16 protein-coding genes are annotated in these 14,039 nt (G+C 74.5%); 9 read left to right on the top strand and 7 right to left on the bottom strand.

Going from position 1 to position 14,039, the window contains the following annotated elements:
• Positions 1-49 precede the first annotated feature (49 nt).
• The gene (locus IF01_RS0100305) at positions 50-1,723 is read right to left on the bottom strand and encodes an FAD-binding dehydrogenase (protein WP_030391129.1); all 1,674 of its coding nucleotides are present in this window, start codon (positions 1,721-1,723) and stop codon (positions 50-52) included.
• 95 nt (positions 1,724-1,818) lie between these two features.
• Positions 1,819-2,454, bottom strand: a complete 636-nt coding sequence (locus IF01_RS0100310; RefSeq protein WP_051754778.1) for a TetR/AcrR family transcriptional regulator — start codon at positions 2,452-2,454, stop codon at positions 1,819-1,821.
• A gap of 257 nt (positions 2,455-2,711) precedes the next feature.
• Between IF01_RS0100310 and IF01_RS0100315 the strand changes: the two genes are divergently transcribed.
• Positions 2,712-3,086, top strand: a complete 375-nt coding sequence (locus tag IF01_RS0100315; protein WP_030391131.1) for a YciI family protein — start codon at positions 2,712-2,714, stop codon at positions 3,084-3,086.
• Positions 3,087-3,326: 240 nt separating this feature from the next.
• Positions 3,327-4,532 (top strand): RNA polymerase sigma factor, encoded by a 1,206-nt coding sequence (locus IF01_RS0100320; protein ID WP_030391132.1) that lies wholly within the window; start codon positions 3,327-3,329, stop codon positions 4,530-4,532.
• A gap of 140 nt (positions 4,533-4,672) precedes the next feature.
• On the opposite strand, the gene IF01_RS0100325 is transcribed toward IF01_RS0100320, so the two are convergent.
• Positions 4,673-5,188, bottom strand: coding sequence for a MarR family winged helix-turn-helix transcriptional regulator (locus IF01_RS0100325; RefSeq protein ID WP_051741889.1), 516 nt, complete (start codon positions 5,186-5,188; stop codon positions 4,673-4,675).
• 143 nt (positions 5,189-5,331) lie between these two features.
• Between IF01_RS0100325 and IF01_RS0100330 the strand changes: the two genes are divergently transcribed.
• Both IF01_RS0100330 and IF01_RS0100335 read left to right on the top strand, forming a co-directional pair.
• Positions 5,332-6,114, top strand: coding sequence for a dioxygenase family protein (locus IF01_RS0100330; protein ID WP_030391134.1), 783 nt, complete (start codon positions 5,332-5,334; stop codon positions 6,112-6,114).
• A gap of 75 nt (positions 6,115-6,189) precedes the next feature.
• On the top strand, positions 6,190-6,783 hold the full coding sequence (locus IF01_RS0100335) for a maleylpyruvate isomerase N-terminal domain-containing protein (RefSeq protein WP_244215391.1): 594 nt from the start codon (positions 6,190-6,192) through the stop codon (positions 6,781-6,783).
• Between the two features lie 17 nt (positions 6,784-6,800).
• Here IF01_RS0100335 and IF01_RS0100340 read toward each other — a convergent pair whose 3' ends face one another.
• Positions 6,801-7,187 (bottom strand): VOC family protein, encoded by a 387-nt coding sequence (locus tag IF01_RS0100340; protein WP_030391136.1) that lies wholly within the window; start codon positions 7,185-7,187, stop codon positions 6,801-6,803.
• A gap of 94 nt (positions 7,188-7,281) precedes the next feature.
• Complete coding sequence (locus tag IF01_RS0100345; RefSeq protein ID WP_051741891.1) at positions 7,282-7,758, bottom strand: group II truncated hemoglobin; 477 nt, start codon at positions 7,756-7,758, stop codon at positions 7,282-7,284.
• 218 nt (positions 7,759-7,976) lie between these two features.
• On the opposite strand from IF01_RS0100345, the gene IF01_RS0100350 reads away from it, so the two are divergent.
• Genes IF01_RS0100350 through IF01_RS0100360 form a run of 3 tightly spaced genes read left to right on the top strand, consistent with a single transcriptional unit; the run spans position 7,977 to position 10,752 of the window.
• Positions 7,977-8,762, top strand: a complete 786-nt coding sequence (locus IF01_RS0100350) for an SDR family NAD(P)-dependent oxidoreductase (RefSeq protein ID WP_037778593.1) — start codon at positions 7,977-7,979, stop codon at positions 8,760-8,762.
• A gap of 28 nt (positions 8,763-8,790) precedes the next feature.
• Positions 8,791-9,168 carry a MerR family transcriptional regulator gene (locus tag IF01_RS0100355; protein ID WP_030391139.1) on the top strand — a complete coding sequence of 126 codons (378 nt, stop codon included), beginning with the start codon at positions 8,791-8,793 and terminating at the stop codon, positions 9,166-9,168.
• A 51-nt stretch (positions 9,169-9,219) separates the two neighbouring features.
• Positions 9,220-10,752 (top strand): AMP-binding protein, encoded by a 1,533-nt coding sequence (locus IF01_RS0100360; RefSeq protein ID WP_030391140.1) that lies wholly within the window; start codon positions 9,220-9,222, stop codon positions 10,750-10,752.
• Positions 10,753-10,770: 18 nt separating this feature from the next.
• Here IF01_RS0100360 and IF01_RS0100365 read toward each other — a convergent pair whose 3' ends face one another.
• Positions 10,771-11,631, bottom strand: a complete 861-nt coding sequence (locus IF01_RS0100365) for a helix-turn-helix transcriptional regulator (protein ID WP_078879536.1) — start codon at positions 11,629-11,631, stop codon at positions 10,771-10,773.
• 178 nt (positions 11,632-11,809) lie between these two features.
• Here IF01_RS0100365 and IF01_RS0100370 point away from each other — a divergent pair, with 178 nt between their 5' ends.
• Both IF01_RS0100370 and IF01_RS43380 read left to right on the top strand, forming a co-directional pair.
• Positions 11,810-12,640, top strand: coding sequence for a TIGR03084 family metal-binding protein (locus IF01_RS0100370; protein WP_030391142.1), 831 nt, complete (start codon positions 11,810-11,812; stop codon positions 12,638-12,640).
• Between the two features lie 89 nt (positions 12,641-12,729).
• A complete protein-coding gene (locus IF01_RS43380; protein ID WP_051754779.1) occupies positions 12,730-13,218 on the top strand; it encodes a hypothetical protein in 489 nt (162 codons plus the stop codon).
• A 147-nt stretch (positions 13,219-13,365) separates the two neighbouring features.
• On the opposite strand, the gene IF01_RS0100380 is transcribed toward IF01_RS43380, so the two are convergent.
• Positions 13,366-13,992: a DUF7691 family protein gene (locus IF01_RS0100380; protein ID WP_030391144.1), complete on the bottom strand. Its 627-nt coding sequence runs from the start codon at positions 13,990-13,992 to the stop codon at positions 13,366-13,368.
• Between the last annotated feature and the right edge of the window lie 47 nt (positions 13,993-14,039).

Raw genomic sequence — 14,039 nt, forward strand, 5'->3', positions numbered from 1 at the left:
GCGGGCCCGACCACCGGGTCCGCCCCCGCCGTCACACCCCTCGGGTACCTCAGGCCACCGCTTCCGCCGCCGCCCGGCCCGCCGCGCGGCCGGAGAACAGGCAGCCGCCGAGGAAGGTGCCCTCCAGGGCGTTGTAGCCGTGCACGCCCCCGCCGCCGAACCCGGCCACCTCCCCCGCCGCGTACAGGCCGTCGACCGGCCGCCCGTCGAGCCCGAGGGCGCGGGAGTCGAGGTCGGTCTGGATGCCGCCGAGGGTCTTCCGGGTCAGGACGTGCAGCTTGACGCCGATCAGCGGGCCCGCCGCCGGGTCGAGCACGCGGTGCGGGGCGGAGGTGCGGCTGAGCCGGTCGCCCAGGTAGCGGCGGGAGTTGCGGATGCCCTGGATCTGGGCGTCCTTGCTGAAGGGGTTGGCGATCTGGAGGTCCCGGGACTCGATCTGGGCCCGCAGCACGGCCGGGTCCAGCAGCGGTTCCTCGGTCAGGCCGTTCATCTTCGCCACCAGTTCCTCCAGGGTGGCGGCGACGACGAAGTCCGCGCCGTTCCGCTTGAACGCCTCCACCGGCCGGGGTGCCCCGCTGCCGAGGAGGCGCTCGCGCAGGACGGCCTTGCGGTCGCCGCTGGTGAGGTCGGGGTTCTGCTCCGAGCCCGACAGCGCGAACTCCTTCTCGATCATCCGCTGGGTGAGGACGAACCACGAGTGGTCGTACCCCGCGATGTCCTCGGTGGTGCGCAGGTGCCGGAGCGTGCCCAGGGTGTCGTAGCCGGGCAGGCAGGGCTCCGGCAGACGACGTCCGAGGGCGTCGAACCACAGCGGCGACGGGCCCGGGAGGATGCGGATCGCGTGTCCGGGCCAGACCGGGTCCCAGTTCCGGATGCCCTCGGTGTAGTGCCACATGCGGTCGCGGTTGACCAGCCGCACCCCCGCGGCGGCGCTGATGTCGAGCATCCGCCCGTCCACGTACGCCGGGACGCCGGTGATCATGTTCTTCGGGGGCGTGCCCATGCGCTCCGGCCAGTGGCGGCGCACGAGTTCGTGGTCGCCGCCGATGCCGCCGGTGGTGACGATCACGGCCTGGGCGGTGAGTTCGAACTCCCCGGCCGGCTCCCGGTTGGAGGCGGCGCCGCGCGGTGCCGGGTCCGGCGCCAGCAGGGTGCCCCGCACGCCCGTCACCGCCCCGTCCCGGACCACCAACTCGTCGACCCGGTGGCGGTGGTGGAAGGTGAGCAGGCCGGCGGCCGCGGCCTGCCGGGCGTCCTGCACGAACGGGCCCACCACCCCGGTGCCGGTGCCCCAGGGGACGTGGAAGCGCGGTACGGAGTTGCCGTGGCCGTCCGCGCGCAGGTCGCCGCGCTCGGCCCAGCCCACCAGCGGTGTCAGCTTGATCCCGCGTTCCGTGATCCAGGCGCGCTTCTCGCCGGCGGCGAAGTCCACATAGGCGCGGGCCCAGCGCACCGCCCAGGAGTCCTCGTCGTCGAGGCGGTCGAAGCGGGCGCTGCCGCTCCAGTCGTTCCAGGCCAGCTCGACGGAGTCCTTCACGCCGAGCCGTCGCTGTTCCGGGGAGTCCACCAGGAAGAGCCCGCCGAAGGACCAGTGGGCCTGGCCGCCGAGGTTGGCGGCGCTCTCCTGGTCCAGCAGCGCGACCCGTCGGCCCCGCGCGGTGAGCTCGCGCGCCGCGACGAGCCCGGCGAGTCCGGCTCCGACCACGATGACATCGGCGTCCATGGGAACACTCCATCCTTCGGGCGACCGGCCGGTCCTGCTGGTCCGGCCGGGGACACAGGGGAAGACAGGAAAGACGGGGAGGAGCGGGGCACCCGTCAGCGGGGTCCGTCGGCGGAGAGCAGGGCGAGCAGCAGCTGCCGGAGCCAGGCCCGGGCGTGCTCGACGTCGCGGTCCAGCAGGAGCTGGGTGGTGACACCGTCGTAGGCGGCGATCACCGCGTGGGCCGCGCCCTCGGCGCCCCCCAGCACCTCGGGCAGCGGGCGCTCGGCGGCCACCTCGGCCAGCCGTTCGGCGATCAGCTCCCGCAGCCGCCGGCGGTGCTCCAGCAGCGTCCGCGCGGTCCGGGGGTCCCTGGCGGCGGCGACGAGGAAGTCCGTCTTGATCAGCAGCCAGTCGCGCTCCAGCAGCAGCACGCCGGTCACCCGCTCGACCAGCGAGGCCACGTCCGTGTCCCCGGCCCGCGCCGCGAGCGCCCCGGTGACCTGGGCGGCGATCAGCTCGGCCCGCTCCTCGTAGAGGACGAAGAACAGCTCCTCCAGGGTGTCGAAGTTCGAGTAGAACGCCCCCCGGCTGAACCCCGCGGCCTCGCAGACCTCCTCGATCGACACCCGGCCGAACCCCTTGGCCGCGAACACGCCGAACGCGGCCTCCAGCAGCCGGGCCCTCGTCCGCGCCCTGCGCGCGGTCACCCGGACGCCGCCGGGCCCGGGTGCCGCATCCGTCGCCGCCACAGCCCACCTCGATACATCAGCGCATCGGATACATCGGTGTATCCGCCGCCACCGTAGCGGAGACCCGGCCCGGTCCGATACACCCGTGCGGCGGCGCCTTCGCGCGTCGCCGCGCAGGCACGCCGGATGCTCCGGTGGCCGGGGGCGGAATCCGTCGGAAGAATTTTCCGGCCGGCTGTCGAAACGGACGCCCTCCGTTCGACGCAGGGGTGAGCGGCGGGGAGAAGCCCCGCCCGCACCGACGAGGAGTGAGTACCATGCCGCGCTTCATGAGCCTGATCCGCATCGACGAGCAGCAGTCCCAGAACTTCGAGATGGACCCCGCGTTCGAGGAGCGGATGGGAGCGCTGTTCGCGGAGATCACCAAGGCCGGGGTGATGCTGGACACCGCCGGACTGCTGCCCACCAAGGAGGGCACCCGGCTGCTCTGGGAGGGCGGCAAGGTGACCGCCACCGACGGGCCGTTCACCGAGACCAAGGAGGTCGTGGGCGGCTACGCGATCATCCAGTGCAAGGACATGGCCGAGGCCGTCGAGTGGACCCGGCGCTTCCTGGAGGTCCACCCGGGGAGCTGGACGGTCGGCGCCGAGCTGCGGCAGATCGACGAGGCCGCCACGCCGCCGGAGGCGTGACGGGGCGGACGGGGCAGGCCGGGCGGCGGCGCGACGGGCGGACCGCCGGGCGGGCGGACGGTTTGCCCGCCCGGGCCGCGACTGCTCTGATGGGTGATCGTGACGGAGCGCGACGCGGGTGCGACGGAAGCCGGTGGGCCGGAACCCGGTAGGACGGAAGCCGGTGGGCCGGAACCCGGTAGGACGGAAGCCGGTGCGACGGAAGCCGCCGGGGCGGACACGGCCAGGACGGTCGAGGCCGTGTTCAGGATCGAGTCCGCCCGGATCATCGCGGGGGTCACCCGCATCGTGCGCGATGTCGGCATCGCCGAGGAGCTGGCGCAGGACGCCCTGGTCGCCGCCCTGGAGCAGTGGCCCGGGTCGGGCGTCCCGGACCGTCCGGGTGCCTGGCTCATGGCCACCGCCAAGCACCGCGCGGTCGACCTGGTCCGCCGCCGGGAGACCTACGCCCGCAAGCTCGCCGAGGTCGGGCGGTCCCTGGAGGACGTCCCGCCGCCGGAACCGGCCGGGCCGGACGACATCGACGACGACCTGCTGCGGCTGATCTTCACCGTCTGCCACCCGGTGCTGTCCGCCGAGGCCCGGATCGCGCTGACGCTCCGGCTCCTCGGCGGGCTCACCACGGCGGAGATCGCCCGGGCCGTGCTCTCCTCGGAGCCCACGGTCGCCCAGCGGATCGTCCGCGCCAAGCGGACGCTGGCGCAGGCCGGGATACCGTTCGAGGTCCCGTACGGGGCGGAGCGGGCGGCCCGGCTCTCCTCCGTCCTGGAGGTCATCTATCTGATCTTCAACGAGGGGTACTCGGCCACCGCCGGGGACGACCTGCTGCGGCCGGCGCTCTGCGAGGACGCGCTGCGCCTCGCCCGGGTCCTGGCCGCGCTGATGCCCGGGGAGCCCGAGGCGCACGGGCTGGCGGCGCTGCTGGAGCTCCAGGCCTCCCGGACGGCGGCCCGCACCGGCCCGGACGGCCGGCCCGTGCTGCTCGCCGACCAGAACCGGGCCCGCTGGGACCGGCTGCTGATCCGGCGCGGGCTCGCCGCCCTGCTGCGGGCGGGCACCGGCCCGTACTCGGTGCAGGCGGCGATCGCGGCCTGCCACGCGCGGGCCGTGCGCTACGAGGACACCGACTGGCAGACCATCGCCGCCCTCTACGGGCGGCTGATGGCGCTGACGCCGTCCCCGGTGGTCGAGCTGAACCGGGCGGTGGCGCTGTCGATGGCCGAGGGTCCGGCGGTCGCGCTGGAGGTGGTGGACGCGCTGGCCGAGGAGCCGGCGCTGCGCGGGTACCACCTGCTGCCCAGCGTCCGGGGCGACCTGCTGGCCCGGCTGGGGCGGGGCGCGGAGGCGCGGGCGGAGTTCGAGCGGGCGGCGGGGCTGACCCGCAACGAGCGGGAGCGGGAGCTGCTGCTCGCCCGCGCGACGGAGGCGGCCCCGGCCGGGAGCTGAGGGCGCGACGGGATCGGGACAGCGTCGGGGCAGAGGCCGGACGGGCGGAAGCCGGGTACCGAGGACGACGGGGGTGTCCTCGGGACCCGGCGGCTCGAAGGGCGGACGACTCGCGGACGGTGCGGCGGGCGCGGCCCGGCTCAGAGGGCGTCGTCGAGGCGGAGGCGGGCGCTGACCTGGCCGAGGCCGTCGGCCAGCACGGCGAGCTGCTCCCGGCTGAGCACGTCGATCAGCAGTTCGCGGACCAGCGCGACATGGCCGGGGGCGGCCTCCCGCAGCAGCTCCCGGCCCTGGTCGGTGAGTTCGGCGAAGACGCCGCGCACATCGCTCGGGCAGGAGCGCCGGCCGACCAGCCCCATCTTCTCCAGCTGGGTGACCTGGTAGGTCAGGCCGCTCTTGGAGGTGACGAGCTTGTCCGCCAGTTCGGTCATGCGCAGCGAGCCGGCCGGGGCGGCGGAGAGGTGGACGAGGATCTCGTACTGGGTGTGGGAGAGACCGGAGTCCTCCTTGAGCTGGCGTTCCAGGCGGCGGTTGAGGAGGTTGCTCGCGGTGACGAAGCTCCGCCAGGCAGCCATCTCCTCCTCGTCGAGCCACCGGGGCTCGTACGGGGAGGCGGCGGAGGGGGGCGCCGAAGGTGCGGACGAGGTGGAGGGCATGAGGTGATCGTACTCCTATTGTTCAAATTCGAACGAAGGTGTACGGTCGAAATCAGTCGAGAGTTCAAATTTGAACTACTTGCCCGGACCGCCCTTCCGAGGACCACCCCGAGCACCCCGAGGGCCGGAGGAGAAGAACCGCCATGAGTACCGCCGCAACCGGCCGCATGCCCGCCCTCTACCTGTCGCACGGCGCGCCGCCGCTCGCCGACGACCCGGTCTGGCCCGGTCAGCTGGCCGCCTGGTCCGCCGACCTGCCCCGGCCCAGGGCGATCCTGATGGTGTCCGCGCACTGGGAGGAGGCCCCGCTCGCGCTCGGCGCCGTCACCACCGTGCCCCTCGTGTACGACTTCTGGGGCTTCCCCGAGCACTACTACCGTGTCCGGTACGCCGCCCCCGGCGCACCGGAGCTCGCCGAGCGCGTGCGGAAGCTGCTGCGCGCCCCCGGCACGCCGGTCCAGGACATCCCCGACCGGGGCCTCGACCACGGCGCCTACGTCCCGCTGGTGGAGATGTTCCCGGAGGCGGACATCCCCGTCCTCCAGGTCTCCATGCCGACCCTCGACCCGCAGCGGCTGCTGGAGATCGGCCGCCGGCTCGCCCCGCTGCGCGACGAGGGCGTGCTGATCGTCGGCAGCGGCTTCTTCACCCACAACCTGCGGGCACTCAGCAGCGACGGCCGGATCACCTCGGTGATGGCCGAGTTCGACGACTGGGGCCGGCGGGCGTTGGAGGCCCAGGACCTCGACGCGCTGCTCGACTTCGAGGAGAAGGCGCCGGCCGGCCGGCTGGCCCACCCCCGGACCGAGCACTTCGCCCCGCTGTTCGTCACCCTCGGTGCCGCCGAGGGCGAACTGGACCGCCAGCGCACCGTGATCGACGGCTTCTGGATGGGCCTGGCGAAGCGCTCGATCCAGGTCGGCTGACCGGGCCGGGCGCGGGCGGTCGATCCCGGGGCAGCGGCGTGCGCGAGACGGTGGCGTGCGTGAGACGGTGGGGCGATGACCGATCATCAGATGAACGGCGCCGATGTTCGGGCGGCACTCGACGCGGCGACCGCCGTGCTCGGGCCCGCCGCCGCAGCCGACGGCGCGGACTGGGCCGCCCCCGCCGGGCCGCTGGAGTGGAGCTGCCGGGAGACCGCCGCCCACATCGCCCACGACCTGCTCGCCTACGCCGGACAGCTCGCCGCCCGGCCCACCGACCGCTATCTGCCGCTGGACCTCACCGTGTCTCCGGACGCCGGGCCGGCCGAGGTGCTCACGGTGGTCACGGCCGCCGCGCACCTGCTGGCCACCGCCCTGGACGCGGCCCCGCCCGAGCTGCGGGCCTGGCACTACGGGCCGTGCGACCCGGCCGGTTTCGCCGCGATGGGGGTCGCCGAGACCCTGCTGCACACCCATGACATCGCCCTCGGGCTGGGCCTGGACTGGCGGCCCCCGGAGCGGCTCGCGGCGGCGGTGCTCGCCCGGCTCTTCCCCGACGCGCCCGCCGGGGAAGAGCCGGCGGAGGTGCTGCTCTGGTGCACCGGCCGGGGCGAACTCGACGGCCGCCCGCGCCGGACCTCGTGGACCTGGCGGGCGGCCGTCGGGTAGCCGTTGCGTGCGGCCGCTCAGGCGGTGCCGGTGGCGGCCCGCTCGGCGGCGCTGCGCACCACGCAGAACTCGTTGCCCTCGATGTCGGTGAGGGTCACCCAGCCCGCGCCGTCGGGCCGGCGGTGGTCCTCGAACTGCTTCGCGCCCAGGGCGACCAGGCGCTCGACCTCCTCGTCCCGGGTGCGGTCCTTCGGCACCAGGTCGAGGTGGACCCGGTTCTTGACCTCCTTGCCCTCCTCGACCCGGATGAAGAGCAGCGAGACGCCCTCCGAGTTGACCTCGATCTCCGGGTCACCGGGCACGTCGCCCTCGCCCAGGGCGCCGTCCACCACCTCCGCCCAGAACACCGCGAGGGAGTGGGGGTCGGCGCAGTCGAACGTCACATGTCGCACAAGAGAAGCCATGCGCCCACTGTGACCCGTCAGGCCCCTCTCGTCCAACCGGGTTTCGCGGCCGCCGGCGGTGCCCGGCGGCCGCTCCGGGGGCGGTTCCGGGGGCCTACTTGAGGCCCTCCCAGCCCCAGCGCGGGGTGGGGCCCGGGTCACCGAGGTCGGTGCCGGCCGGTGAGGCCGAGACGTCCTTGGCGATCCGGGTCCCCCAGTCGAAGTACTCCAGGACACGGCGGCGCAGCAGTTCACCCTCGGGGAGCTCCTTGTGCACGGCCTCGGCCATCAGCTCCATCCACCGGGTGCGCTGCTCCTCGGTGATGGCGAGGCCGAGGTGGGCGCGGAGCAGGGACTGGTGGCCTCCGAGGTCGGTGGTGAAGCGGTCCGGCCCGCCGAAGATCTCGGCCAGCCAGACGGCGACGTGCTCGACGTGGGTGGGCGTGAAGTCGGCGAAGACCGGCGCGAGCAGCGGGTCCGCGAGCACGCCCTGGTAGAAGGTGTCGCTCAGTCTCCGGAGGGCGTCGAGGCCCCCGATCGCCTCGTAGAGGCCGTCGGAGCCGGCGGAGCTGTCGGAACGGTGGTCGGTCATCGGTGTTTCTCCCCGTGCGGATGTCCTTGCGGTCCTGCCGCCCTTCCTAGCAGCGGAACGGAGGCCGCGCCTCCCCCGCGAGCCGTGTTCGCCGCCTGTTCGCCGCCGGCTCAGCAAGAGGAAGCCCCGGCTCCGGCTCACGACCACCGCCGGGGCCCCGCCGTTCACGGAACGGCGCTTGACCTTGACACCGGCGTCAGGGTCGCAGGCTTGCGGGCATGAACGGAACGACGGGAACGGACGGGGCCGTGGCGGAGCGGGTACGGGTGGTGGTGGTCACCGGCGCGGGGACCGGGATCGGGCGGGCGACGGCGTGGGCCTTCGCCGAGCAGGACCCGCGGGCGCGGGTGCTGGCGGTCGGACGGCGGGCCGAACCGCTGGCGGGGACGGCGGAGCGGGCGCCGGGGCGGATCGTGCCGCTGGTCGCCGACATCACGGCGCCGGACGGCCCGGCGGGGATCGTCGGGGCCGCGCTGGAACGCTTCGGCCGACTGGACGTCCTGGTCAACAACGCGGGCATCGCCCCGCACGCGACACTCGGCAGCTACACCCCGGAGGGCGTCGCCGCGCTGCTGGCCACCAATCTGACGGCGCCCGTGCTGCTGACCCAGGCCGCGCTGCCCGCGCTCACCGACAGCCGGGGCGTGGTCGTCAACGTCAGCACGGCCGTCGGCCTGCGCGGCTGGCCCGCCAACTCCGTCTACGCCGCGAGCAAGGCCGCCGTCGACACCCTGACCCGCAGCTGGGCGGTGGAACTGGCCCCGCGCGGCATCCGGGTGGTGGCCGTGGCACCGGGCGCGATCGAGACACCGATCGCCGAGCACGCCGGGATCGGCCCCGAACGGCGGGCGGAGCTGCGCGCCTGGCAGCTCGCGCACACCCCGCTGGGCCGGATCGGCGAGGCCGCCGAGGTGGCCTGGGCCGTCACGCAACTCGCCGCGCCGCAGGCCTCCTTCGTCACCGGCGTAGTCTTCCCGGTGGACGGGGGCGCCGTGGTCGGATGAGCGCCGGGGAAGGACGGGGGCCGCGCGGGTGCGGATCGGCGAGCTGGCACGGGCGACGGGGACCACCGCCCGGGCGCTGCGGCACTACGAGCAGGCCGGACTGATCGACTCCGGGCGGGCCGCCAACGGCTACCGGGTGTACGAGGAGTCGGCGGTGACCCGGGTGCGCAACATCCGCTCGCTGCTGGAGGCCGGGTTCACCCTGGAGGACGTCCGGCCGTTCCTCGGCTGCCTGGACCAGGAGGCGTTCGGGCCGCCGTCGGCCGGCGCGCTGCGGATCGCCCGGGACCGGCTGGCGGTGCTGGAACGCCGGATCGCCGCCCAGTCCGAGACCCGGGACCGGCTCGCCGCGGCGATCGCCGGCGCCGAGGCCGCTGCTGGCACGGCCCGGACCCCTTCCGGGTGACACCCCCGATCGGGGGTGTGCAGGGGGCGGTGGGCGGAGGACAGTGGGCGCATGCAGATTCCACTCTCCGTGATGGACTTCCTCGACCGGGCCGAGCTGGTCTACGGCGACCGGGTCGGCATCGTCGACGAATCGGCGCAACCGGCCGAATCCTGGGGCGATCTGACGTACCGACGGGTGGCCGAGCTGGCCCGGGCGCAGGCGGCCGGGCTGGACCGGCTCGGGGTCGGCCCCGGTGAGCGGGTGGCGGTCGTGTCGCACAACTCGGCGCGGCTGCTGACCTCGATGTTCGGTGTCAGCGGGCACGGCCGGGTGCTGGTGCCGGTGAACTTCCGCCTCAAGGCGGAGGAGGTGTCGTACATCGTCGAGCAGAGCGGCGCCTCGGTGCTGCTGGTCGATCCGGAGCTGGCCGAGCCGCTGGCCGGGGTGGTCGCCAAGCACAAGTTCGTGATCGGCGCCGACAGCGACCGGCTGCTGTACGACTTCGAGCACGCGCCCCGCCGGTACCCGGTCGACGAGAACGACACCGCCACCGTCAACTACACCAGCGGAACCACCGCGCGCCCCAAGGGCGTTCAGCTCACCCACCGCAACATCTGGCTGAACGCGAACCTGATGGCCCTGCACTTCGGGGCGAGCGACCGGGACGTCTACCTGCACACCCTGCCGATGTTCCACGCCAACGGCTGGGGCTTCCCGTTCTCGCTCACCGGACTGGGCGCGCGGCACGTGGTGCTGCGGAAGGTCGACGGCGCGGAGATCCTGCGCCGGGTCGAACGGCACGGCGTGACCTTCCTGTGCGGCGCGCCGGCCGTGGTGCAGATGGTGCTGGACGCGGCGGCCGAGTGGGAGGGGCCGGTCCCCGGCCGGGACCGGGTGCGGATGGTGGTCGCCGGCGCGCCGCCGCCCACCTCGGTGGTGCAGCGGATGGAGTCCGAACTCGGCTGGGAGTTCATGCAGATCTACGGCCTGACCGAGACCTCGCCGGTGGTGACGGTCAACCGCACCCGCGCCGAGTGGGACGAACTGCCCGCCGAGCGGCGGGCCGAGAAGCTGGTGCAGGCCGGCGCCCCGGCCCTCGGCAACCAGGTCCGGGTGGACGAGCAGGGCGAGGTACTGGTCCGCTCCAACGTCGTCCTGGCGGGCTACTGGCAGCAGCCGGAGGCCACCGCCGAGGCGGTCCGGGACGGCTGGTTCCACACCGGCGACGGCGGCACCCTGACCGACGGCTATCTGACCATCTCGGACCGGAAGAAGGACGTCATCATCAGCGGCGGGGAGAACGTCTCCTCGATCGAGGTGGAGGACTGCCTGTACGACCACCCGGCGGTGGCCGAGGCCGCGGTGATCGGCGTCCCGGACGCCAAGTGGGGCGAGACCGTCAAGGCCCTGGTGGTGCTGAAGCCGGGCACCGAGGTCGGCGAGGCGGACCTCATCGCGCACTGCAAGCAGCGGCTGGCCGGGTACAAGTCGCCGACCTCGGTGGAGTTCCGGGAGTCGCTGCCCCGGACGACCACCGGGAAGCTGCAGAAGTTCCGGCTCCGCGAGCCGTACTGGGCGGGGCGCGAGCGCCGCGTCAACTGAGCCTCCCCGGCGAGGTTTTCAGTTCAGAAGTCCGGACTCCCGGGCGGTGAGGGCGAGTTCGGTGCGATTGCGGACGCCGAGCTTGTGCATCGCGCTCTTCAGGTAGCCGGTCACCGTGTTGCAGGTGAGGCCGAGCTGGGCGGCGATCTCCGGGTTGGTCCGGCCGGTCGCCGCCCAGCGGAGCACCTCGTGCTCGCGCCGGGTGAGCGGCGGGGCGAACCTCGGGGCGGGCGGGGCGGACGGGGCGGACGGTCCCGGCCCTCGCGGCGCGGGGTCGGCGGCCGGCGCCCCGCACCAGGCCGCGGCCCCGGCCAGGGCGCGGGTGGCGGCCTCGGCGAGCCGGGTCACCGCGCCGATCCGAACGTCCCCGAACGGCACCACCGCGCGCAGCGAGGCGTACACCACGCCGTGCACCGCGCCGTGGTGGAGCAGCGGCACGGTGAGCATCGCGTAGAGGTCCTCGGCGGTGACGGCGGCGTCGTAGTGGTGCGAGATGGTGGTGGCCGCGCGGTAGTCGGGCACCCAGCTGGGCGCCCGTTCGGCCAGCGCCCGGCCGCCGAGGCCGGTCCCGGCCGGGACGGCGAGGCCGTGCAGCAGGTCCGCCCGGGTGCCGGCCCAGTGCCGCAGCACCATCCCCTCGGCGGCCGGTCCGGCCGGCTCCCGGTCCGGCACGCCGACCAGGCCGACGTCGGCGCCGCAGTCGGCGACCACCCGGCGGGCGAGGTCGCCGAGCACGGCGTCCCGGACCAGCGCGGCGGCCCGGGCGGCGAGGTCGTCCGGCGCGGCGGGGCCGTCCGGCGCGGGCGCGCCGCTCCTCGGCACGGCGCTCCTCGGCGGGCCGCTCGTCGGCGGGCCCGGGGCGGTCGGGGCGGTCGTCACCGCGCGATTGTCACACGGGCTCCCGCCCGTGGGGAGGGGTGCGGAGCGCGGGTTCGGTGGAGTTCCGGGTGCGGGGCCGCCGGGCGGCGTAGGGTGCGGGCGCGAGGTTACCGGCGGGTCACCAAGGGTGGCGCGCCGCGGTGTGTTCCAGGTTTCCGAGCTTGCGAGAGGGAGATCCATGACGGACCCGAACGTTCCCGGGGAGTCGTCCGTGCTGACCGGACTGCTGGCCGACCTGCGGGCCGAGAGCGAGGTGCTGGACGGGCTCGTCGCCGGCCTCGAACCGGACCACTGGGCCTTGGACACGCCCGCGGCGGGCTGGACCGTGGCCCATCAGATCGCCCACCTGGCCTGGACGGACGACTGGTCCGCGCTGGCCGCGCGCGACCCCGAGGCCTTCGTCGCGGACTCCCGCCGGATCTTCGGCGAACTGCTGGCGGCCGGCGCGGACCCGGTCGAGGACGGCGCCGCGCGCGGGGCCGCCGAGGAGCCGGCCGCGCTGCTGACCCGCTGGCGGGCCGGCCGGGAACGGCTCGCGACGGCCCTCGCGGCGGTGCCGGCCGACACCAGGCTGCCGTGGCTGGGGCCGCCGATGAAGGCCCCGTCGATGGCCACCGCCCGGTTGATGGAGACCTGGGCGCACGGGCAGGACGTCGCGGACGCGCTCGGCGCCGTCCGGGAGCCGAGCGCCCGGCTGCGGCACGTCGCGCACCTGGGCGTGCGGACCCTGGGCTTCGCGTTCACGGTGCACGGGCTGCCCGCTCCGCAGGCCCCGGTGCGGGTCGAACTGACGTCTCCGGAGGGCGGGTTGTGGACCTGGGGTCCGGAGGGGGCGGTGGACCGGGTGACCGGTCCGGCCCTGGACTTCTGCCTGCTGGTCACCCAGCGGCGGCACCGGGACGACCTCGCGCTGACCGCCGTCGGAGAGGTGGCGACGGCCTGGCTGCCGATCGCCCAGGCCTTCGCCGGCCCGCCCGGCAAGGGGCGACGGAGCGGATTCTCGCTTTAGCAGATCAGTCGTCAAATACCCTCGCCCGAAAGGTAAACCACACGTTCCAGCGATATACAGAGTTCGTCGGCGAATGATGGAATCCCGGCATGAAGCGAACGAACCCGAGGCGCACCGCCCTGGCCGGCTCCGTCGCCCTGCTCGCCGTCGGCGGCCTCCTGGCCGCCTCCGCCCCGGCCGCGTTCGCGCTGCCCCCGGGGCCGGCCGCGGCGGTCGTGTCGGCCCAGGTCCGGGCAGGGACGCCGGCCGCGCACCAGGTGGTCACCTTCTTCGAGGAGTACCGGCGGGCGGTGCTGGGCACCAGTGGCGAGCAGCCGTCCGAGGTGCGCAAGCGTTTCCTCGCCCCGGCGCTCGACCGTCGGCTGGACGCCTGGGCGCAGCAGCACGACGCCGATCCGGTGTTCCGCGCCCAGAACGTCCCGGTGGACTGGTCGGTCCAGCAGGTGAAGGAGGAGTACGGCTTCGCCTCCGTCCGGCTCACCGAGTTCTGGGGCGGGGGCGGCAGCCAGGAGGTCTGGTACACCGTGCGGGTGCGCGATCTGAAGATCGTCGAGCTCGGCGACCAGCCCGCCTTCTGACCAGGCGGCTGTCCGACCAGTCGGATCCGACCACCGGTCCCCCATGAACCCCGGTGCGGCGCAGGCACCCCCCACGACTGCGCCGCGCCGGTCATCCCCGCACGTTCGTCCGCGTGCGGTCATCCGCCCACCGGCACCCGCGCACGGTCATTTGCCGCCGTCGCGCAGGATCAGCAGCCCGAGCCCCCGCTCCCGGGCACCCGCCGTCCACTCCGGGAGCAGTTCGGCGACCAGCCACTCGACCTCCTCGGCCGCGTCCTCGTCCCCGCCCGGCAGGAGTTCCGGCTCCTCGTGGATCCGGTCGGTGTCGAAGCCGGCCAGTTCACCGTGGACGCGGTCGAGTTCGGACCCGGCCGCGAAGCAGGGGAAGGGCCACGGAGCGCCGTCCGACACCTCGGTGCGCGGCCACGGCCAGGGGCGCGCCCACAGTCCGGCGAGGGCCGGCAGCCCCCAGGCCCGGAAGGTGTCGGTGAGTTCGTGCCAGCCGCGCCCCGGCAGGATCGCCGCGCCGAGGGTGTCACCGGCCCCGGGCAGCAGGAGTTCCAGCAGCCAGCCGTAGCCGCCGGGGCGTGCGGGGTCGAGCCGGCCGTCGGCGATCTCCCGCAGGGCGGGCTCCACCTCGGCGGGATCGGTGGCCCGCAGCAGCCGGTGGGCCGCCGTCAGCGGTGCGATCCGGTCCAGCGCGGCCCGGACGAAGGCCTCCTCGCCGGAGCCGACCGTGCGCAGCAGGGCGTCGCCGTCGACCGCGAACGCCGAGAGGTACTGTTCGGACATGGGGCCATTGTCCCGGTGCCGCCATCTCGCCCGGCGGGCGGGGGTGT

The sequence above is a fragment of the Kitasatospora purpeofusca genome, from assembly GCF_000718025.1.
Taxonomy (GTDB): Bacteria; Actinomycetota; Actinomycetes; order Streptomycetales; family Streptomycetaceae; genus Kitasatospora; species Kitasatospora purpeofusca.